The organism is Caulobacter sp. BE264 (assembly GCF_031457805.1).
Taxonomy (GTDB): Bacteria; Pseudomonadota; Alphaproteobacteria; order Caulobacterales; family Caulobacteraceae; genus Caulobacter.
Genome location: NZ_JAVDXI010000003.1, coordinates 342,525 through 362,147, shown reverse-complemented (window position 1 = coordinate 362,147; position 19,623 = coordinate 342,525). Strand labels below are relative to the sequence as shown.

Sequence of the window (19,623 nt, the reverse complement as noted above, 5' to 3'; positions counted from 1 at the left end):
GCCGCGTCGCGCAACGCCGCGCTCAAGCTCCCAGCAGTTCGAGCAGTGCGGATTCGTCCGGACGCGGCGCGAAGGTCACAAAACGCGGTTCGCCCACCTCCGCCAGCGGGGCGGCGACCGCCCGAGAGAGGCATAGGAGACGCAGGTCGGCGTGGGTGCGGTTGCTTAGAACCCGGGCCAGCACGCGCGCGGCGCGCGGGGAGTGGATCAGCACGGTCAGCGGCGCGTCGAGCAAGGCCAGGGTGGCGATCGATGGCGAACGCTCGACCGTGGCGTAGACTGCGACGCCTCGCGCCTCCAAGCCCCGCGCACGGAGACCTGCCACAAGGTCGCCAGCCGGCGCCTCGGCGCCCGCCCACAGCACCGGCCCGGGCCGAGCCTCGGCGACCAGCCGCTCCAGGGCCTCGACATCGCCATCGGCGCTGCGGATTTGGGAAAAGCCCGCGTCCTGGGCGGCCTTGGCCGTAGCCGCACCCACCGTGAACACGGGCAGGTCGCGCCGCACGCAACAGCGGACGAAGCCTTTGACGCCGTTTACGCTGGTGAAGGCCAGCGCAGCCACGCCGGCCAGATCGATTGTCACCGGGATCGCTTGGACTGCCAGCAGCGGATCGACAATCGGCGAAAAGCCCAGCGCGGCCACGCGTTCGGCTGTCGCCGTGGCGCCAGGCTGGGCGCGGGTGATCCAGACCGGCGCGCCCGAGTGCAAGGCTCTATTCCGGCAGGACGATGGCGTCGCCGCCCGCCGCGCGGACCTCTGCCCCGAGCGTCAGCCCGAAGGCGCGGGCTTCGCCGACATTGTCAGCGCCGGTAAGGATGATCTGGCCTTCGCGCCGGAAGCGCCGGGCGCCGTCGGGGGTCAGGGCCTCGACGATCATGGAAAGCCGCGCACCGTCCAGGATCGCACGCGCGCCGATGGCGGTGCGGCACGAGCCCTCCAGCGCCAGGAGGGCGCCGCGCTCGGCGGCCACGGCGATCGTCGTTTCCTGGCAGCGGACCGCCTCAAGCCACGGCGCGCCGATATCCTCGGCGCGGGTCTCGATGACGAGGGCGCCCTGGCCCGGCGCAGGCGGACAGGCGTCGGGGTCGAGCCAGCTCCTGGTCAGGTGACCCAGGCCCAGGCGGTTAAGGCCCGACTGGGCCAGCAGAATGGCGTCGGCCTCCCCGCGTTCCAGCTTGGCCAGGCGCGTGTCGACATTGCCGCGCAACATGACGATCTCGAGGTCCGGCCGCACATGCAGGGCCTGGGCCTGGCGACGCAAGCTGGCGGTGCCCAGGCGCGCGCCCTTGGGCAGGTCTTCCAGCCGCTCGCAGATGTGGCTGATGAAGGCGTCGCGCGGGTCCTCGCGCTCGGGCGTCGCGGCCAGCACGAGTCCCGGCGGCAGCTCGGCCGGCATGTCCTTCAGCGAATGGACGGCGCAGTCGATACGCCCGTCCAGCAGAGCCTCCTCGATCTCCTTGGTGAAGAGGCCCTTGCCGCCGATCTCCATCAACCGGCGGTCCTGGATGCGGTCGCCGCTGGTGACGATCGGGATCAGCGGGGCCGCCGCCTCGATTTCCTCTTTGGACGCCCCGGCCGGGACCCCCAGAGCGTGGGCGATCCGCGCCTGCATGAGGCCCGATTGGGCCAGGGACAGCTTCGAGCCGCGCGCGCCGATGCGGATGGGAGGTTGCCGGGACACGGTCTGAACGTTACCTGCGGAGACGAATTTTGTTCTTCGCTGCTACAGGAGCAGCGGAAAGCCCGCAACCTGATGACATCCCCTAAGCAATCCGACCTTCTCATCCTCGGCCTCGAGACCAGTTGCGACGAAACCGCAGCCTCGGTCGTGCGCCGCGCTGCGGACGGGACGGTGACGGTGCTGTCGTCGGTGATCGGCACCCAGTTTGAAAAGCACGCGCCGTTTGGCGGCGTGGTGCCGGAGATCGCCGCCCGGGCCCACGTGGAGTCGATCGACGCTATCGCCGCCGAGGCCGTTCGGACGGCGGGCGTCGGCTTCGAAGACCTGAACGGCGTCGCCGCCACGGCGGGGCCGGGCCTCGTGGGCGGGGTCATGGTGGGCCTGGCGTTCGGCAAGGCGGTGGCCCTGGCGCGCGGCGTGCCGCTGGTGGCTGTGAACCATCTGGAGGGCCACGCCGTCTCGGCGCGGCTGGGCGCGGACATCGCCTATCCGTTCCTGCTGCTGCTGGTGTCCGGCGGCCATTGCCAGCTTCTGGAGGTGTCGGGCGTCGGCGCCTGCCGTCGCCTCGGCACCACCATCGACGATGCGGCGGGCGAGGCCTTCGACAAGATCGCCAAGAGTCTCGGCCTGCCCTATCCCGGCGGCCCGGCGCTGGAGAAGCTGGCCATGGGCGGCGATGCGGCCCGCTACGCCCTGCCCCGCGCCCTGCTGGGCCGCAAGGACTGCGACTTTTCCTTCTCGGGCCTGAAGACGGCGGCGGCGCGGATCGCCGAGACCCTGACCACCGGCGACGAGCGCCGCGATCTGGCCGCCGGCGTCCAGGCCGCCATCGCCCGCCAGCTGTCGGAGCGGGTCGATCGGGCGATGAAGCTCTACAAGGAAGACCACGGGCGGGACGACCTGCGCTTCGTCGTCGCGGGCGGCGTGGCCGCCAACGGCGCGGTGCGCGCAGCCCTGCTGGCCGACTGCGAGAAGAACGGGTTCTCGTTCGCCGCCCCGCCGCTGGCCTACTGCACCGACAACGCCGCCATGATCGCCCTGGCGGGGGCCGAACGACTGGCGCTGGGAATTTCGGACGACCTAGACGCCGTCGCCCGCCCGCGCTGGCCGCTGGACGAGGCCGCCGCGCTGGCCAATCCCGCCAACGCCTATGGACGCAAGGGAGCCAAGGCATGACGTCGCAGCCCATGACCTTCAAGCAGGTTGGCGTCATCGGCGCCGGAGCCTGGGGCACCGCCCTGGCTCAGGTCGCGGCCCGGGCGGGCCTTGCGGTCACCTTGCAGGCCCGCGAGCCCGAGGTCGTGGCCTCGATCAACGCGGCGCACGAGAATGCGGTCTTCCTGCCGGGTGTCGCGCTGGAGCCGGGGATCAGGGCCGTCGCCGAGCTCTCGGACCTGGCCGACTGCGACCTGATCCTGGCCGTCGCCCCGGCGCAACACCTGCGCGCGGCCCTCACCGCCTTCGCGCCGCATCGCAAGGCGACCGCGCCCGTCGTGCTGTGCTCCAAGGGCGTTGAGCAGGGCTCGCTGAAGCTGATGACCGATGTGGCGGCGGAAAGCCTGCCGGGCGCGCCGATCGCGGTGCTGTCGGGGCCCAGCTTCGCCGGCGAGGTCGCCCGCAATCTTCCCGCCGCCGTCACCCTGGCCTGTGAGGACGAGGCCCTGGGCCGCGCCATCGCCGAGGCGCTCTTCATCCCGACCTTCCGCCCCTACACCGCCAGCGACCTGATCGGCGCCGAGGCCGGCGGGGCGGTCAAGAACGTCCTGGCCATCGCCTGCGGCATCGTCGAGGGCAAGGGCCTGGGCCGCAACGCCCACGCCACGGTGATCACCCGGGGCTTCGCCGAGCTGACCCGGCTGGCCGTGGCGCTGGGCGCGCGGCCGGAGACCGTCGCCGGCCTCTGCGGCCTGGGGGATCTGGTGCTGACCTGTTCAAGCCCGCAATCGCGCAACATGAGCGTCGGCCTCGCGTTGGGACAGGGCCTGACCCTGGAGCAGGCGCTGGCCGGCAAGGTCTCGGTCGCCGAGGGCGTCGCCTCGGCCCCCGCCGTGCGCGCCTTGGCCCGCAAGGTCGGCGTCGAGGCCCCGATCTGCGAAGCCGTCGCGGCCATCCTGGCGGGTGAGGTCGCGGTCGACGCGGCGATCGCCGGCCTGCTGTCGCGCCCCCTGAAACCTGAAGCCTGACCCAAAGGACCGCCCGCATGGCCCTCTTCGCCATCATCTGCAAAGACAAGCCCGGCGCGCTGGAGACCCGCCTGGCCACCCGCCCCACCCACCTCGACTATCTCAACCAGTCGAGCGGCCTGAAGCTGGCCGGCGCGTTGCTGGGCGACGACGGAAATCCGATCGGCTCGCTGCTGATCGTCGAGGCCGAGGATCTGGCCGCCGCCCAGGCCCAGGCCGACAACGACCCGTTCACCACCGCTGGGGTGTTCGACAGCGTCGAGGTCCGCCCCTGGCGCGTGGCGATCGGCGCGCTCTAGACCCTTGTGGGACGCCGAGGATAATCCCGCCCGTCCCCCGGCGGGGACCGTGCTTTGTAGTCTGGACGAGATCGGCTCGCCCGGGTCAAAGGGCTTTCGCTGGCGCGAGGGCGACACGATGTTCGCGGGCTTCGTGGTCCGCAAGGGCGAGGTCCTGGTCGGCTATGTCGACAGCTGCCCGCACGCCGGCTGGCCGCTGGCCGGCTTTGCAGGACGCTACCTGACCCGCGACAACGACCTGATCCTGTGCGCGGGCCACGCGGCGCTGTTTCGCATCGAGGACGGCGGCTGCGTAGCCGGGCCCTGTCCGACCAGCGCCCGCCTGACGCCCTGGCCCGTCGCGGTGCGCGACGGACAGGTCGTCACGGCCTGACCCTTCCTTAAGACCTTGGTCCTAGTCTCCCCCGCAACCGATGGAGGAGCCGGGACCATGACCGCCGACATGCACTTCGACGCTGAGACGGTGACCCATCGCGGCGGCCTCTCGAAGCTGCGCTCGCTGACCAAGGTCAATCCGCGCCTAGCGCCCAACCTCGCCAAGACCATGCTGGGCGGCCCGCGCGACCACGCCGTGGTCGAGGCCTTCAACGCCCACGCCGCCGACAAGGGTTTCGAGTTCACCTCGACCTGGGCCAGCAACAACATCCCGTTCGTGGCGCCGCTGCTGCGCGACTTCGCGGCCAAGCGCCCGGCGACCGAGACGATCCGCTATATGGAGATCGGCGCCTATGAGGGTCGGAACCTGGCCTTCATGGACTGGCTGCTGCCCGACCGTCTGGCGGTCACGGTCATTGATCCTTGGTTCGATGAGGCCCTAAACCCCGAAGAAAAGTACCTCGCCGTCGAGCCGCGCTTCCGACGCAACATGGATAAGTGCGGCTTCAGGAGCCTCTCGACCCACAAGGGCTTCTCCACCTACGTCCTGCCCCAGATGCTGGAGCGGGGCGAGCAGTTCGACCTGATCTATGTCGACGGCAGCCATACGGCGCTGGCCGTGCTGATCGACCTGTGCTTCTGCGCCAGCCTGCTCAGCGTGGGCGGCATGATGGTGCTGGACGACTACTGGCACGACATCAGCGAGATCGGCGGGCCGGGCGTGAAGCAGGCCGTGGACCAGTTCCACGCCGCCTTCGGTCGCTACTTCGAGATCGCCGCCGTTTACCGTCAGGTCGCGCTGGTGAAGACCGCTGAGATCCCGCGCTAGGGTCTCGGCGCCCAGCCGCCGCCCAGGCCAATCGAATCGATGCTGATCCTATCCAAAGCCGCAATTTGGCGGGCCTCAGAGCAGCCCTTGACGCCCCTGCGTCCAGCGCCCAGAAGCCGGGCGTGACCAACACCGCGCCGCCCGCCTCCGCCCCGAAAAAAGCCCCCGGCATGATCCGGTCCTCGGCGATCTATTCGGGCCTGACCCTGGTCAGTCGGCTAATGGGGTTCGTGCGCGATCTGGTGATCTCGTACTTCCTGGGGGCCAGCGCCAATTTCGCGGCCGACGCCTTCAACACCGCGCAGATGTTCCCCAATCTGTTCCGGCGGATCTTCGCCGAGGGGGCGTTCGCGGCGGCCTTTGTGCCGGCCTATTCCAAGACCCTGGACCGCGACGGGGCCGAGGTGGCCGACAAGCTGGCCGCCGACGCCATGGCCACCATCGCCGCCTTTACGGTGGGCCTGACCCTGATCGCCCAGGCGACCATGCCGTGGCTGATGATGGTGATCAGCCCGGGCTTCGGCTTTGGCACCGACAAGTACAAGCTGGCCGTGATCCTGACCCAGATCACCATGCCCTATCTGCCCTGCATGGCGATCGTAGCCCTGCTGTCGGGTGTCCTGAACGCGCGGGGCAAGTTCATCGTCTCGGCCGCAGCGCCGATCCTGCTCAACCTTGTGACGCTCATCGCTGTGATCCCGACCCGCAACGCCCATGACGCGGCCGTCGCCGCCTCGTGGGGCATCTTCGCGGCGGGACTGGCTCAGGTCGGGCTATTGGTCTGGGCCGTGCGTAAGGCCGGAGCCACCATCCGCTGGCGGCTTCCGCGCCTGACGCCGGAGATCAAGGGCCTCATCGCCCTGGCCATACCGGGCGCCATCGCCGCCAGCGCCAGCCAGATCAACATCACCATCTCGGGCGTGCTGGCCAGTCATGTGAACGGCGCGCGGACCTGGCTGGCCTACGCCGACCGCCTCTACCAGCTGCCGCTGGGGCTCGTCGGCGTCGCCATCGGCGTGGCTCTGCTGCCGCGCCTCTCGCGGGCCGTCGCCGCCGAAGACCGCGCCGAGGCGCAAGGCGCCATGGATCAGGCCATCGTCTTCGCCCTGGCGCTGACCCTGCCTGCGGCCGTGGCCCTGTTCAGCATCCCCTTCTTCCTGATCGACGGCCTGTTCACCCGCGGCGAGTTCACGGTGTTCGATGCGCGCCAGACGGCCAACGCCCTGCTGCACTACGGCTGGGGCACCCCGGCTTTCGTGCTGGCCCGCATTCTGTCGCCGGCCTTCTTCGCCCGGGGCGACACCAAGGGTCCGATGCGCTTCGCCCTGATCTCGGTGGCGGTGAACATCGGCCTGGGCCTGGCCCTGTTCCCGGTCATGGGCGTGCCCGGCCTGGCGGCGGCGACCAGCGCCGCCTCGTGGATCAATGTGCTGCAGATGGCGCTGACCCTGAACAAGCGCGGCGACTACGCCCCCAGCGCCGCCGCCTGGGGCAAGATCGTTCGGGTGCTCGCGGCCAGCGTTGCCCTGGGCCTGATCCTGGCCGCGATGTCGCACTGGCGCGCCGCGCTTGAGGCGCCGATCCTGGCGATCGGTGTTGGATCGGCCAAGGAGCTGGCCATCCTGGCGACCTGCGTTCTCGCCGCCGGGCTCTATCCCTTGCTTCTGCTGGCGTCCGGCGGCGTGACCCTGGCCGAAGCCAGGACCGTGCTGCGACGGGGCGCCGGCCGCTGAGCCGGCTTGCCCTGCGCAGCCCGGAGCGGTAACCAGCGTTCCATGGCCGCGATCGGATTGCTCGCGCCGCGATGGCGCGGCTCACTCTAACCCTGATCGCCGCATCTCAGGATGCGGTTCGCGCCGCAGCGCTCGCCATTCCAAGTTTCAAGATCCAAGGCTGAAGCCATGACCGACCAAGCCCCCGTCACCTATGCGGGCCCGCCCCGCGTGCTTTCCGGCGTCCAGCCCTCGGGCGCGCTGCACCTGGGCAACTACCTGGGCGCACTGGTGAAGTTCACCCGCCTGCAGCACGAGATCGACACCTTCATCTTCGTGGCCGACCTGCACGCCATCACCGTCTGGCAGGACCCGGCGGCCCTGGCCCAGCAGACCCGCGAGATCGCCGCAGCGTACATCGCCTCGGGCCTGGACCCCGACAAGGCGACGATCTTCCCGCAATCGGCGGTGCGCGAGCACGCTGAGCTCTCCTGGATCTTCAACTGCGTCGCGCGCCTGGGCTGGCTGGACCGCATGACCCAGTTCAAGGAGAAGAGCGGCAAGCACAAGGAGCGCAGCTCGGTGGGCCTCTACACCTATCCGGTGCTGCAGGCCGCCGACATCCTGATCTACAAGGCCACCCACGTGCCGGTCGGCGAGGACCAGAAGCAGCACCTGGAGCTGACCCGCGACATCGCCCAGAAGTTCAACCACGACTTCAATGCGCCCGGCTTCTTCCCGCTGCCCGATCCGCTGATCCAGGGCCCCGGCGCGCGGGTCATGAGCCTGCGCGACGGCTCGGCCAAGATGAGCAAGTCCGACCCGTCGGACTATTCGCGCATCAACCTGACCGACACGGCCGACGACATCGCGGCCAAGGTCAGGAAGGCCCGCACCGACCCGGAACCGCTGCCGGAAACGGTCGAGGAACTGGCGACCCGCGCCGAAGCCGACAACCTTGTGGGCATCTTCGCGGCCCTGGCCGGCAAGACCAAGGCCCAGGTGCTGGCCGAGTACGCCGGCAAGGGCTTTGGAACCTTCAAGCCGGCCCTGGCCGAACTGGCGGTCGAAAGTCTGGCGCCGGTCGGCGAGCGGATGCGCGGCCTGCTGGGCGATCCGGCGGTGCTGGACGCCATCCTGGCCAAGGGCGCCGAAAAGGCCCGCGAGGCCGCCGCCCCGACGCTGGCCGAGGTCAAGAAGCTGGTCGGCTTCTGGGGCGCCTGACCCCCTATCGAGCTGAAACAAGAAAGCCCCGCGCCAGACGTCTGTCGCGGGGCTTTTTCACGATCGCGACGCCGATCAGATCCGCTCGGGGATCCGCACCATCATGCGCTCATAGCCCTTCACGAAGGTCGAATAGACCCGCTTGGGCTCTTCCAGCACCTCGATCTTCGGGAAGCGCTTGAGGATTTCTTCCCAGACGATCCGCAGCTGCATCTCGGCCAGACGGTTGCCCACGCAGCGGTGAATGCCGAAGCCGAACGACAGGTGGCGGCGGGCGTTCGGGCGATCGATGATGAACTTGTCGGCGTCCTCGATCACCGTGTCGTCGCGGTTGCCCGAGACGTACCACATCACGACCTTGTCGCCCTTCTTGATCGTCTGGCCGGCCAGCTCGAAGTCTTCCAGCGCCGTGCGGCGCATATGAGCCAGCGGCGTCTGCCAGCGGATGATCTCCGAGACCATGTTCGGGATCAGGCTGGGATCGGCGCGCAGCTTGGCCTCTTCCTGCGGGTTCTTGGACAGGGCGTAGAGGCCGCCGGTCAGCGAGTTGCGGGTGGTGTCATTGCCGCCGACGATCAGCAGGATGACATTGCCCAGGTACTCCATGGGCGGCATGTCGCGGGTGGCCTCGCCGTGAGCCAGCATCGAGATCAGGTCGTTGCCCGGCTCGGTCAGGTTCACCCGCTCGTTCCAGAGATTGGTGAAGTAGGCCAGGCACTCCAGCAGCTCGGCGCGGCGCGCATCCTCGCTCTCGATCAGGCCGCTTTCGGGCGAGGCGGTGGCGATGTCGGACCAGCGGGTCAGCTTGCGGCGCTCTTCCCAGGGGAAGTCGAACAGGGTGGCCAGCATCTGGGTGGTCAGCTCGATCGAGACCTTGTCGACCCAGTCGAAAGGTTCATTGATCGGCAGGGCGTCGAGGATCTGACAGACCCGCTCGCGGATGATGCCTTCCAGACGACCCAGGTTCTGCGGCGAGACGATCGGGCTGACCGTCTTGCGCTGGATGTCGTGCTTGGGCTGGTCCATGGCGATGAACATCGGCAGGACGAAGTCCTCGTCGAAGTTCCGGATCGTGATGCCGCCCAGGTGCGCGTCCGACGAGAAGACCTGGTGGGTCGTGTCGACGGTCATGATGTCGTTGTAGCGGGTGACCGACCAGTACGGGCCGACCTCCTCGTCCCCCTTCGAATAGTGGACCGGCGCTTCCTTCCGGAGGCGCTCGAAATAGGGCCACATCGCATCGGCCTGGAACAGGGCCGGGTCGGCGACATGATAGTCTTCGAGGGGAATGGAATAGGCTCGCGCCCGCGCGTCAGCCTTAAGGTCGATCGAACCGTCGCTCATGAGATCCTCCCGCGGATCGGTGTTTTGCGACATCACGCCAGAAAATGACGCCTGTGTCACTTTTAAAATGCGTACTTTCGACGCCCTTGCGTCACGACATCGCGAGGTCCATTTCAGGCGCATGTTCATTCAGACCGAAACCACCCCCAATCCCGAGGTCCTGAAGTTCCTTCCCGGCCGCGAAGTGCTGGGTGAGGGCGCACGCGAGTTCCGCACGCCCGAGGAAGGTGACGCCTCGCCCTTGGCCAAGGCGCTATTTGACCTCGGCGACGTGACGCGGGTGTTTTTCGGCCCCGACTTCCTGACCGTGACCAAGGGCGAGGACGCCCAGTGGCCGCACCTGAAAGCGCCGATCCTGGCGGCGATCATGGACCACTTCACCAGCGGCCGTCCCCTGCTGCTGGACCAGAACGCCGAGAGCGGCGGCCACGACGAGGGCGACTACGACGAGGAAACCTCGCAGATCGTCGCCGAGATCAAGGAACTGCTCGATACGCGCATCCGTCCGGCCGTGGCCCAGGACGGCGGCGACATTGTCTTTTCGCGCTTCGAGCCTCAGACGGGCGTGGTCTGGCTGCATATGCGCGGCGCCTGCTCGGGCTGCCCGTCCTCGTCGGCGACGCTGAAATCAGGCGTCGAGAACATGCTCAAGCACTACGTCCCCGAAGTGACGCGGGTCGAGCAGACGCTCTGATCTTTCCAGGTTGATCCGCCCCTCCAGGGCGCTACATCGTAACGCCTGCAGTTACGGAAGGACTTTCCATGGCCAAGCTCGAAGACGCCACCCTCGCCCAGCTTTTCACCGAGGCGCGCAGCCACAATGGCTGGAGTCCCGAGCCGCTGCCGGAAACGACCCTTCGCGCGCTCTACGACCTGACCAAGTTCGGTCCGACCGCCGCCAATTCGACCCCGGCCCGCTTCTATTTCCTGACCTCCGCCGACGCCAAGGCGCGCCTGGCCAAGCTGTCGTCCGGCTCGAACGGCCCGAAGATCCTGCAGGCGCCCTGCACGGTGATCGTCGGCTACGATCTCGATTTTCCGCAAACCCTGCCCAAGCTCTTCCCCCATGCGCCCGGGGCCAAGGACTGGTTTAACGATCCGGTCGCCAAGGAATGGGGCGCTTTGCGCAACAGCTCGCTGCAGGGCGGCTATTTCATGATCGCCGCGCGGGCGCTGGGCCTGGACGTCGGTCCGATGTCGGGCTTCGACAACGCCGGCGTCGACGCCGAGTTCTTCGCCGGCACCAGCATCAAGAGCAACTTCATCGTCTCGATCGGCCACGGCACGGACGAGGGCTTGTTCCCGCGCAATCCGCGCCTGGACTTCGACGAAGCCGCCAAGATCCTCTGATCCGGATCACAATCGCCCGGGCGTGAAGCCACGTCCGGGCGACAAGCGTTTTGTGCGCAGGACGCACATTCGCTAGAAGGATCCCATGACCCTCCGCCACAGCTATCTCGCCCTGCCGTTCGTGCTTCTGGCCGCCTGTGGCCCGGCCAAGACCGACAAGGCCCCGACGACCGAAGAGGCCGGCCAAGGCGCGACGACCTTGGCTGTCGCGCCCTATGCGGGCGGTCCGCTCAAGGTCAGCAACGACGGCGTCGGCCCGATCAACAGCGCGGTGGCCTTCGACCTGGCGACGCTGAAGGTTCTGTTCCCCAAGGCCAAGGTCGAGCAGGCTTTCCTGCATTCCGGCGAAGGCCCGGCCCTGCCGATCATCAATGTCGAACAGGACAACACGCCGCTGGCCGAGATCGGCAAGAGCGACGATGGCGACATCGCCTATGTCCGCGTCGAGGCCGGCGATGCGCGCGGCCCCCGCGACGAACAGCTCCTGGCCAAGTGGGGCGAGCTGGGCTTTACGCTCGACCAGTGCCGGGTTGGCGCAGGACGGGAGATCAACATGACGATCTGCGTGCGCCCTGACGCGCCGCAGGTGTCCTACGTCTTCGGCGTCCCGGGCTGGACCAAGGCCGGCCTGCCGTCGGAGGCCGCCCTGAAGGCCAAGGGCCAGCTCAACGCCCTGATCTGGCGTCCCGCCGAGGGCGCGGTCGTCGGCGCGGCCTGATCGATGATCCTCTCGATCGACACCTGCCTGGGCGCCAGTTCTGTCGCCATCGTCGACGGCGAGCGCGTGCTGGCCAAGCGTTCGGAGCCGATGACCCGCGGGCACCAGGAGCGCATCGGCATCCTGGCGCGCGAGACGGCTGCCGAAGCCGGCGTCGCCTTCGCCGACCTGTCACGGATCGCGGTGACGGTGGGTCCCGGCTCGTTCACCGGCCTGCGGGTGGGCTTGGCCTTCGCCAAGGGTCTGGCCACCGCCCTGTCGATCCCCTGTGTGGGTGTGAACACGCTGGAGAGCCTGGCCTTCGGGACGAAGGGCTTCGCCGTGGCCCTGATCGATGCGCGCATGGAGCAGGTCTATATGCAGGCCTTCGTCGACGGCGCAGCCGTGATGGCGCCCGACGCCCTGGGCCTTGGCGAAGCCTCAGCGCGCCTTGTTGAGCTGTATCGGGGCGGCCCAGCGACCCTGATCGGCTCGGGCGCACCGCTGCTGGCCGACACCATGAGGGGGGCGGTGATCCTGACCCCCGCCGCGCCCGATCCCGTGGCCGTGGCGCGCCTGGCCGCCAGCCGACCCGCTCCGGCCTATACCCCCCGGCCGCTCTATCTGCGCGCGCCTTACGCAACCCTGCCTACGACCTAGACTTCAGCATGAACCTGCGTCCCGTCGGCTCAGAAGCCGCCTTCGATCTCGCCGACCTGCACGACAAGGCCTTCGACCGCCCCTGGACGGCGTTGGAGTTCGACGACCTGCTGAAGTCCCCGGGCGCCTTCGCGATCCTCGGCGAGGCCGGCGAGCCGGCGGAGGCCAAGGGCTTCATCCTGTGCCGCGCGATCGCCGGCGAGGCGGAGATCCTGACCGTGGCGGTCGATCCCGCCGCCCGCCGGCGCGGCTGGGGCGCGGCCCTGGTCGAGGTGGCCGCCGGGATCGCTGCGGAGACCAAGGCCGAGGCGATGTTCCTGGAGGTCGCCGCCGACAACCTCGCCGCCATCGCGCTTTACCAGACCACCGGCTTCCTCAAGGTGGGTTTGCGCAAGGGCTATTATCCCCATCCCGATGGCGCCAAGGACGCGCTGGTGATGCGACGGGCGCTTAACACTTAAAGGTCAACCGCCTATCTTGCCGGCGACTCAGACGGAGGCTCCGCCGTGGATCGACTCGAAAAGGCCTGTATCGAAAAGGGCATGCGCATGACCGACCAGCGTCGGGTCATCGCGCGCGTGCTGTCGTCGGCCGAGGATCATCCGGACGTCGAGGAGCTGCACCGCCGCGCCCACGCCATCGATCCGCACATCTCGATCGCCACGGTCTACCGCACCGTGCGCCTGTTCGAGGAAAGCGGCATCATCGAACGCCACGACTTCCGCGACGGCCGTTCGCGCTATGAGCAGAGCCCGGACCATCACCACGACCACCTGATCGACATGAAGACCGGCAAGGTCGTCGAGTTCGTGGACGAGGAGATCGAGGCCCTGCAGCACGCGATCGCCAAGAAGCTCGGCTACAAGCTGATCGACCACCGCCTCGAGCTCTACGGGATGCCGTTGGAGGAGTAGTAGGCCACCTCCCTGCTACTATTGCTAGTATTGGCTGGGCGGTGTTAGCTTGGCTAAATGTACATGATGTATGTCGATGAGAGCGGCGACATTGGCTTGTCGCGTTCGCCCACCCGCTATTTCTCGCTCGTCGGCATAACCGTACACGAGAGCCGATGGAAGGACCTGCATAGTCGCTTGGTGTCCTTTCGGCGAATAATGCGCGATGTTCATGGGCTGCCAGTCCGGACCGAAGTTCACGCCTCTGACTATGTTAGGCGTGCTCCCGTCGATGGGATGCCAAAGCATGTTCGTCTAGCAATACTCAGGCAATATATTGATGAGCTAGCCAAGATTGACTTTATATCCATTACGTCGGTTGTCGTTGATAAGGCGGGGAAGCCTGACACTTATGACGTCTTCGCGCGGGCGTGGCAGGCGCTTTTTCAGCGTTTCGAAAACACGATTGGATATGGCAACTTCCCAGGGCGGCATCGCGCCGACAAGGGTATGGTGTTCGTCGACAACACTGATGGCCAGAAGCTGCAGAACATGGTGCGCAAAATGGCGGTCTACAATCCCGTTCCAAACATGCACGGGGGAGGCTATCGAGACCTCCCTCTACTGCGGGTTATCGAAGATCCACATCCAAAGGATTCAGCCACGAGCTACTTCATCCAATCCGCCGACGTATGTGCCTATTTTCTTCATCAGAAAATGAATCCGTGTTCGTACGTGCGGAAGATTGGAGCTAAGAACTATTATGATAGGCTGCGACCGGTGCTCAATTTGAGAGCGAGTTTAACGAGCGACTTGGGTATAGTAGCGCTCTAGAAAAGGGGGAGAAGCCGCAGCTCCTCCCCGGTGCGGTCCTACTTCTAGGTCGTGCCCAGTTTCAGACTACGCTATTGTATTTATCGCAAGTTTTTGAATTGTCAATAATGATGCTTGACAATTCGACTGTTCGGAGTCCGCGCGACTCGATTTGATTGACCCACAACGGATGCCTTGAGCTTTGGCTGCGATCCCGCCGCCCTTGCGGAACGGGCCTCTCGACCCCATAACCTCGCCGCATGAGCGAGACCCCGCAAAAGCGCCTCTTTATCAAGACCTACGGCTGTCAGATGAACGTCTATGACAGCGAGCGCATGGCCGACGTCCTGCGCCCGCTGGGCTATGGGGTCGTCGATGAGCCTGAGGGCGCGGACCTGGTGGTGCTGAACACCTGCCACATCCGCGAGAAGGCCACCGAGAAGGTCTATTCCGAACTCGGCTACATCAAGCAGATGAAGGACCGGAAGGCCGAGGCCGGCGGTCGCATGACCATCGCCGTGGCCGGCTGCGTCGCCCAGGCCGAGGGCAAGGAGATCATGAACCGCCAGAAGGCGGTCGATCTGGTCGTGGGTCCGCAAGCCTATCACCAGCTGCCCGAGCTGATCGCCCGCGCCCACCGCGCGACCGGCGAACGCCTGGCCGCCGACTTCGCCGCCGATGAGAAGTTCGACGCGCTGCCGGCCGAGCGCCATGTCACCCGCGTGACCGCCTTCCTCACCGTGCAGGAAGGCTGTGACAAGTTCTGCACCTTCTGCGTGGTGCCCTATACGCGCGGCGGCGAGTGGTCGCGGCCGGTGAACGACATCGTCGAGGAGGCCAGGCGCCTGGCCGGCGCCGGCGTGCGCGAGGTCACCCTGCTGGGTCAGAACGTCAACGCCTATGACGGCGATGGTTCGACCCTGGCCAAGCTCGTGCGCCAGCTGGCCAAGATCGACGGCCTGGACCGCATCCGGTACACGACCAGCCACCCCCGCGACATGGGCGATGACCTGATCGAGGCCCACGGCGAGCTTCCGGAACTGATGCCCTATCTGCACCTGCCGGTTCAGGCGGGCAGCGACAAGATTCTCAAGGCCATGAACCGCGACCACACGGCCGAGAGCTATGTGAAGCTGATCGAGAAGATCCGCGCCGCCCGGCCCGACATCGCCATGAGCGGCGACTTCATCGTCGGCTTCCCCGGCGAACGCGACGGCGATTTCGAGAAGACCCTCGAGCTGGTCCGCGAGGTCGGCTTTGCGTCGGCCTTCTCGTTCAAATATTCGCGCCGACCGGGCACGCCGGCCTCGGCCATGCCCGGTCAGGTCGACGAAGCGGTCAAGGCCGAACGGCTGGAGCGCTTGAACCAGCTGCTCGACGAACAGCAGCGCGCGTTCAACGCCAGCCAAGTTGGCAAGGTCCTGCCGGTGCTGTTCGAGAAGGCCGGGCGTCACCCTGGCCAGATCGTCGGCCGCAGCCCCTATCTGCAGGCCGTCCACGCCGAAGGCGGGGAGCATCTGATCGGGAAGATCGTTCCCGTCCATATCGAGAGCGCCGCCAAGATGAGCCTGGCGGGCCGTCTTGAACCCGTGCTGGAGACCGCTTGAGCCGCACCCCTGAGTTCCTGCCGCTGTCGGATGACGCGGTCCACGCCGTCTCCGGCCCCAGCGGCCGTCACGCCGCCCTGATCGAGGACGCCTTCAAGGTGCTGATCGAGACGCCGGGCGGCGGTGTCACCATCACCGGCGACGCACGCGGCCGCACCAGCGCCAAGCGCGCCTTGCAGACCCTGGCCGCTCGCGCCGACGCCGGCGACGAGGTGGTCGATGCCGATGTGCGGATCGCCATCGGCGGCGCGCATGAGACCAGCGGCCAGGCCTCTCCGCGCGCGGTTCGTAAGGGCAATGTCTCGCCCAAGACCAAGAGCCAGGCCCAGTATCTGGAGCGGATGGCCAGCCATCCGCTGGTCTTTGGCCTGGGTCCCGCCGGCACCGGCAAGACCTTCCTGGCCGTGGCCCATGGCGCGGGCATGCTGATGCGCGGCGAAGTCGATCGCCTGATCGTCACCCGCCCCGCCGTCGAGGCCGGCGAAAAACTCGGCTTCCTGCCGGGCGACCTGAACGAGAAGGTCGATCCCTATATGGCGCCGGTCTGGGAGGCCCTGACCGACATCATGGGCGCCGACCAGCTGCGCCGCCGCCGCGAGAAGCTGGAGATCGAGGTCGCGCCGATCGCCTTCATGCGCGGCCGTACGCTGGCGCACGCGTTCGTCATCGTCGACGAAGCCCAGAACTGCTCGCGCCTGCAGATGAAGATGGTGCTGACCCGCATCGGCGAAGGCGCGCGGATGGTCGTGACCGGCGACCCGACGCAGGTGGACCTCTTGAACCCGCGCGACTCCGGCCTCGCCCACGCCGTGTCGATTCTGGAAGGCGTCGAGGGCGTCGCGGTGTCGCGGTTCACCGCCTCCGACGTCGTGCGCCATCCGCTCGTCGAACGCATCGTCAAGGCCTATGACGCGGACGCGGCGCAGAGTACTCCCCGGTAACATGACTATTACCGTTGATATCGAGATCGAGGACCCGGCCTGGACGACGGCGGAAGCCGACACCGAGGCGCTGGTCTGGCGCGCCGCCCAGGCGGTGCTGGACGCGCACGAGGACATCGAGGGCCAGGGGATCACGATCCTGCTGACCGATGATGACAGCGTGCAGACCCTGAACCGCGACTTTCGCCAGAAGGACTATGCGACCAACGTCCTGTCCTTCCCGTCCCCCCAGGGGCCGGAAGCCAATCCCGAAGGTCAGATCGGCGATATCGCGCTCGCCTATGGGGTCTGCGCGCGCGAAGCGGCCGAGCAAGGCAAGCCGCTCGCCCACCATCTGCAACATCTGGTGGCGCACGGCGTGCTTCATCTCCTAGGATATGACCACGAGCGCGACGACGAGGCGGAAGCCATGGAGGCGCTCGAACGCGAAATCCTGGCGGGTCTGGACGTTCCTGACCCCTACGCCAGCGATGAAGAGGGACGCTGACCAGGGCCATGCCCAGCGACGAGCCTAGTCAACCGCCCGCCGCCCGTCGAAGCCGGGGCGTGCGGGCGTTTTTCCGACGGATGCGCAAGCGACTGACGGGCGGCGTGGAGTCGCCTCGTCCGCCCGAAACCCCGGCGTCGTCGGCGGCGGTCGACCTCGTGGATCAGGCCGAGGCGTTCCAGAGCCTCCGGGTCGCCGACGTGATGACGCCGCGCGCCGACATCGTCGCTGTCGAGCTGTCGACCCCGTTCGAAGCTGTCGCCGCCCAATTCGCCGAAGCCGAACACTCTCGCATGCCGATCTATCGCGAGACGCTCGACGATCCCGTCGGCGTCGTCCACGTCAAGGATGTGTTCCGCCTGCTGGCCGACGAGGCCAAGCGGCCCGCGCCGGGCGATCTGGTGCTGAACAAGCTGCGCCGCGACGCGTTGTACGTGCCTGCTTCGATGAAGGCCGCTGACCTCCTGCTCCGCATGCGCACCAGTCGTATTCACATGGCCCTCGTCATCGACGAGTTCGGCGGCACCGACGGGCTGGTCTCCATGGAAGACCTGATCGAAGCCGTGGTCGGCGAGATCGACGACGAGCACGACGACGCCACCGCCGTGGCTGTGATCGCGCGCCCGGGCGGCGTGTTTGACGCAGACGCCCGCGCGCCGCTCGAAGAGCTGGAGGCCGCCCTAAGCCACGACCTCGCGCCTCCCGACATGGACGAGGATATCGACACGGTGGCGGGCCTGGTCGTGGCCCTGGCCGGGCGCGTGCCCCAGCGCGGTGAGGTGATCGCCCATCCGGACGGGTTCGAGTTCGAGGTCGTCGAAGCTGACCCGCGCAGGGTTCGGCGCGTCCGGGTTCGCGGCGGCCCGACCCGACCCGTCTCGGACACCGCCCTCGAAACGCCCGTAAGCGACGCAATGTCCTCGTGAAGACCTGGACACAGTTTCGAGAACGCCGCTGGAGCGGACCGCTGCTGGCGCTGGCCTCGGGCCTTGCGGCCGCCCTGGCGCACCCGCCGTTCGGACTGCTGCCCGGCCTGTTAGGGTACGCGGCGCTGCTCCTCTTGATCGATGACGCCTCTGTCGAACGTCCGCTGCGCTCGGCGTTCTGGCGGGGCTGGCTCGCGGGGCTTGGCTATTTCGGCCTTGGCACCTGGTGGATCGGCGAGGCCTTTATGGTCGACGCCGCCAACCAGGGCTGGATGGCCCCGTTCGCGGTCTCGGCGATGGCGGCCGGTCTTGCCCTGTTCTGGGGTCTCGCCGCCCTGATCTACCGTCTCGTCCGGCCGACCGGCGTGACGCGCGTGCTGGTCTTCGCCGGCGCGTTCGCGGCTCTGGAGTGGACGCGCGGACACGTCTTGACCGGCTTTCCCTGGAACCTGCCGGGCGAGACCTGGCGCGCAGGCTCGCCCCCCTCCCAGGCCGCCGCTCTGGTCGGCGCCTATGGCCTGACCTGGATCACCCTGGCCATGGCCGCCGCCGCCGCCGTCTGGCGCGAGGGTCGCGCCGGCCGGATCGCGCTGGGAATCGCCGTCAGTGCTTTGATCGGGCTCAATGGCTATGGCGCGGTCGCGCTATCGCGCCCCGTCGCGACAGGCGCGCCGACCACGGTGCGCATCGTTCAGGCCGACATCCAGCAGGACGCCAAGTGGGACGCCGTGCGCTTCTCCCAGATCGTCCAGGCCTATGTGTCGCTGACCGCCAAGCCCTATCCGGACAAGCCCGCTGACATCGTGATCTGGCCCGAAGGCGCGCTGCCGGCCGCGATCAACGACTATCTCGCGCCAGGAACCTGGGTGCGTCAGGCGATCACCGACAGCTTGCGTCCTGGACAGTTGTTGCTGATCGGCGGCTACCGCTACGAGGGTCCCGCCGATCGTGCGGTCTACTTCAACAGCCTGATCGCCTTGCGACGCACCGCTGCGGACCTCGAACTGGTCGGCGTCTATGATAAGCACCGCCTGGTGCCATTCGGCGAGTACCTGCCCGCAGACAGGTTCCTGACCGCGATCGGCTTCAAGAGCCTGGCGCACCTTGGCGACGGCTTCGCCACAGGCCCCTCGCCCGCGCCGTTACAGGTTTCGCCTGATCTCGTGGTTCAACCCCTGATCTGCTACGAAAGCCTCTTTCCAGGCTTGGCCAAGCCAGATCCCAATGTCCGAGCCCTGATCAATGTTTCGAACGACGCCTGGTTCGGCGTTACCTCCGGCCCGCCTCAGCATCTGAACCTGGCGAGCTATCGTGCGATCGAAAGCGCCAAACCGATGTTGCGCGCGACACCGACCGGTATCAGCGCCGTTGTCGATGCGCGCGGGCGAATCGTACCTGCGGCATCGCTCGCGTTAGGAAAAAGTGGCGTCATCGACGCGCAAATACCGGGTATGGGCCAGGTTACGCCCTATGACGACTTCGGAGATTTGGCGCTTCTGGTGTTTATACTCATATCAGGGGTTGCATCAGCTCGCCCTTGGATCGTCAAAACCTCATCCTCTATTGCGCGCCGGCGAAACTTAAGCTGAACTTGAAAATCA

Annotated in this window: 23 protein-coding genes; 20 read left to right on the top strand and 3 right to left on the bottom strand. The window is 67.3% G+C overall.

The features are described from left to right. Positions 1–22: 22 nt before the first annotated feature. Both J2X45_RS10060 and hemC read right to left on the bottom strand, forming a co-directional pair. On the bottom strand, positions 23–709 hold the full coding sequence (locus tag J2X45_RS10060) for a uroporphyrinogen-III synthase (protein ID WP_310214181.1): 687 nt from the start codon (positions 707–709) through the stop codon (positions 23–25). Between the two features lie 4 nt (positions 710–713). After that, positions 714–1,682 carry a hydroxymethylbilane synthase gene (gene hemC, locus J2X45_RS10055; RefSeq protein WP_310214179.1) on the bottom strand — a complete coding sequence of 323 codons (969 nt, stop codon included), beginning with the start codon at positions 1,680–1,682 and terminating at the stop codon, positions 714–716. Between the two features lie 72 nt (positions 1,683–1,754). On the opposite strand from hemC, the gene tsaD reads away from it, so the two are divergent. The 8 genes from tsaD to trpS all read left to right on the top strand — a co-directional run bounded on the left by tsaD (position 1,755) and on the right by trpS (position 8,304). Further along, the gene (gene tsaD / locus J2X45_RS10050; protein WP_310214178.1) at positions 1,755–2,858 is read left to right on the top strand and encodes a tRNA (adenosine(37)-N6)-threonylcarbamoyltransferase complex transferase subunit TsaD; all 1,104 of its coding nucleotides are present in this window, start codon (positions 1,755–1,757) and stop codon (positions 2,856–2,858) included. After that, entirely contained in the window at positions 2,855–3,865 is a 1,011-nt protein-coding gene (locus J2X45_RS10045) for an NAD(P)H-dependent glycerol-3-phosphate dehydrogenase (RefSeq protein WP_310214177.1), read from the top strand. Before tsaD ends, J2X45_RS10045 begins: the two co-directional genes overlap by 4 nt. Positions 3,866–3,882: 17 nt before the next feature. Continuing rightward, positions 3,883–4,164: a YciI family protein gene (locus J2X45_RS10040; protein WP_310214176.1), complete on the top strand. Its 282-nt coding sequence runs from the start codon at positions 3,883–3,885 to the stop codon at positions 4,162–4,164. Positions 4,165–4,168: 4 nt separating this feature from the next. Next, complete coding sequence (locus J2X45_RS10035; RefSeq protein WP_310214174.1) at positions 4,169–4,537, top strand: Rieske (2Fe-2S) protein; 369 nt, start codon at positions 4,169–4,171, stop codon at positions 4,535–4,537. 57 nt (positions 4,538–4,594) lie between these two features. Further along, positions 4,595–5,368, top strand: a complete 774-nt coding sequence (locus J2X45_RS10030) for a class I SAM-dependent methyltransferase (RefSeq protein WP_310214171.1) — start codon at positions 4,595–4,597, stop codon at positions 5,366–5,368. A 170-nt stretch (positions 5,369–5,538) separates the two neighbouring features. Continuing rightward, positions 5,539–7,101 (top strand): murein biosynthesis integral membrane protein MurJ, encoded by a 1,563-nt coding sequence (gene murJ / locus J2X45_RS10025; RefSeq protein WP_310214422.1) that lies wholly within the window; start codon positions 5,539–5,541, stop codon positions 7,099–7,101. 42 nt (positions 7,102–7,143) lie between these two features. Continuing rightward, complete coding sequence (locus tag J2X45_RS10020) at positions 7,144–7,191, top strand: hypothetical protein (RefSeq protein ID WP_310214420.1); 48 nt, start codon at positions 7,144–7,146, stop codon at positions 7,189–7,191. A gap of 78 nt (positions 7,192–7,269) precedes the next feature. Further along, positions 7,270–8,304: a tryptophan--tRNA ligase gene (gene trpS / locus J2X45_RS10015; RefSeq protein WP_310214169.1), complete on the top strand. Its 1,035-nt coding sequence runs from the start codon at positions 7,270–7,272 to the stop codon at positions 8,302–8,304. 75 nt (positions 8,305–8,379) lie between these two features. On the opposite strand, the gene J2X45_RS10010 is transcribed toward trpS, so the two are convergent. Beyond that, on the bottom strand, positions 8,380–9,648 hold the full coding sequence (locus tag J2X45_RS10010) for a cytochrome P450 (protein WP_310214167.1): 1,269 nt from the start codon (positions 9,646–9,648) through the stop codon (positions 8,380–8,382). 121 nt (positions 9,649–9,769) lie between these two features. Here J2X45_RS10010 and J2X45_RS10005 point away from each other — a divergent pair, with 121 nt between their 5' ends. From J2X45_RS10005 to lnt, 12 genes are all read left to right on the top strand, one after another. Next, entirely contained in the window at positions 9,770–10,342 is a 573-nt protein-coding gene (locus J2X45_RS10005) for a NifU family protein (protein ID WP_096052919.1), read from the top strand. A 68-nt stretch (positions 10,343–10,410) separates the two neighbouring features. Then, positions 10,411–10,998, top strand: a complete 588-nt coding sequence (locus tag J2X45_RS10000) for a malonic semialdehyde reductase (protein WP_310214164.1) — start codon at positions 10,411–10,413, stop codon at positions 10,996–10,998. Positions 10,999–11,083: 85 nt separating this feature from the next. After that, positions 11,084–11,716 (top strand): DUF1131 family protein, encoded by a 633-nt coding sequence (locus J2X45_RS09995; protein ID WP_310214162.1) that lies wholly within the window; start codon positions 11,084–11,086, stop codon positions 11,714–11,716. Positions 11,717–11,719: 3 nt separating this feature from the next. Next, positions 11,720–12,355 (top strand): tRNA (adenosine(37)-N6)-threonylcarbamoyltransferase complex dimerization subunit type 1 TsaB, encoded by a 636-nt coding sequence (gene tsaB, locus J2X45_RS09990; RefSeq protein ID WP_310214159.1) that lies wholly within the window; start codon positions 11,720–11,722, stop codon positions 12,353–12,355. A gap of 8 nt (positions 12,356–12,363) precedes the next feature. Beyond that, entirely contained in the window at positions 12,364–12,816 is a 453-nt protein-coding gene (gene rimI / locus J2X45_RS09985; RefSeq protein ID WP_310214157.1) for a ribosomal protein S18-alanine N-acetyltransferase, read from the top strand. 45 nt (positions 12,817–12,861) lie between these two features. Then, positions 12,862–13,269, top strand: a complete 408-nt coding sequence (locus J2X45_RS09980) for a Fur family transcriptional regulator (RefSeq protein ID WP_010917946.1) — start codon at positions 12,862–12,864, stop codon at positions 13,267–13,269. A gap of 63 nt (positions 13,270–13,332) precedes the next feature. Beyond that, complete coding sequence (locus J2X45_RS09975; RefSeq protein ID WP_310214154.1) at positions 13,333–14,082, top strand: DUF3800 domain-containing protein; 750 nt, start codon at positions 13,333–13,335, stop codon at positions 14,080–14,082. 239 nt (positions 14,083–14,321) lie between these two features. Next, complete coding sequence (gene miaB / locus J2X45_RS09970) at positions 14,322–15,668, top strand: tRNA (N6-isopentenyl adenosine(37)-C2)-methylthiotransferase MiaB (RefSeq protein WP_310214152.1); 1,347 nt, start codon at positions 14,322–14,324, stop codon at positions 15,666–15,668. Then, the gene (locus J2X45_RS09965) at positions 15,665–16,609 is read left to right on the top strand and encodes a PhoH family protein (RefSeq protein ID WP_310214151.1); all 945 of its coding nucleotides are present in this window, start codon (positions 15,665–15,667) and stop codon (positions 16,607–16,609) included. The genes miaB and J2X45_RS09965 overlap by 4 nt, the downstream gene beginning before the upstream one ends. Positions 16,610–16,628: 19 nt before the next feature. Beyond that, on the top strand, positions 16,629–17,096 hold the full coding sequence (gene ybeY, locus J2X45_RS09960; protein WP_310214417.1) for an rRNA maturation RNase YbeY: 468 nt from the start codon (positions 16,629–16,631) through the stop codon (positions 17,094–17,096). An 8-nt stretch (positions 17,097–17,104) separates the two neighbouring features. Next, the gene (locus tag J2X45_RS09955; protein ID WP_310214150.1) at positions 17,105–18,022 is read left to right on the top strand and encodes a hemolysin family protein; all 918 of its coding nucleotides are present in this window, start codon (positions 17,105–17,107) and stop codon (positions 18,020–18,022) included. Continuing rightward, positions 18,019–19,611, top strand: coding sequence for an apolipoprotein N-acyltransferase (gene lnt, locus J2X45_RS09950; RefSeq protein WP_310214149.1), 1,593 nt, complete (start codon positions 18,019–18,021; stop codon positions 19,609–19,611). The genes J2X45_RS09955 and lnt overlap by 4 nt, the downstream gene beginning before the upstream one ends. Positions 19,612–19,623 lie beyond the last annotated feature (12 nt).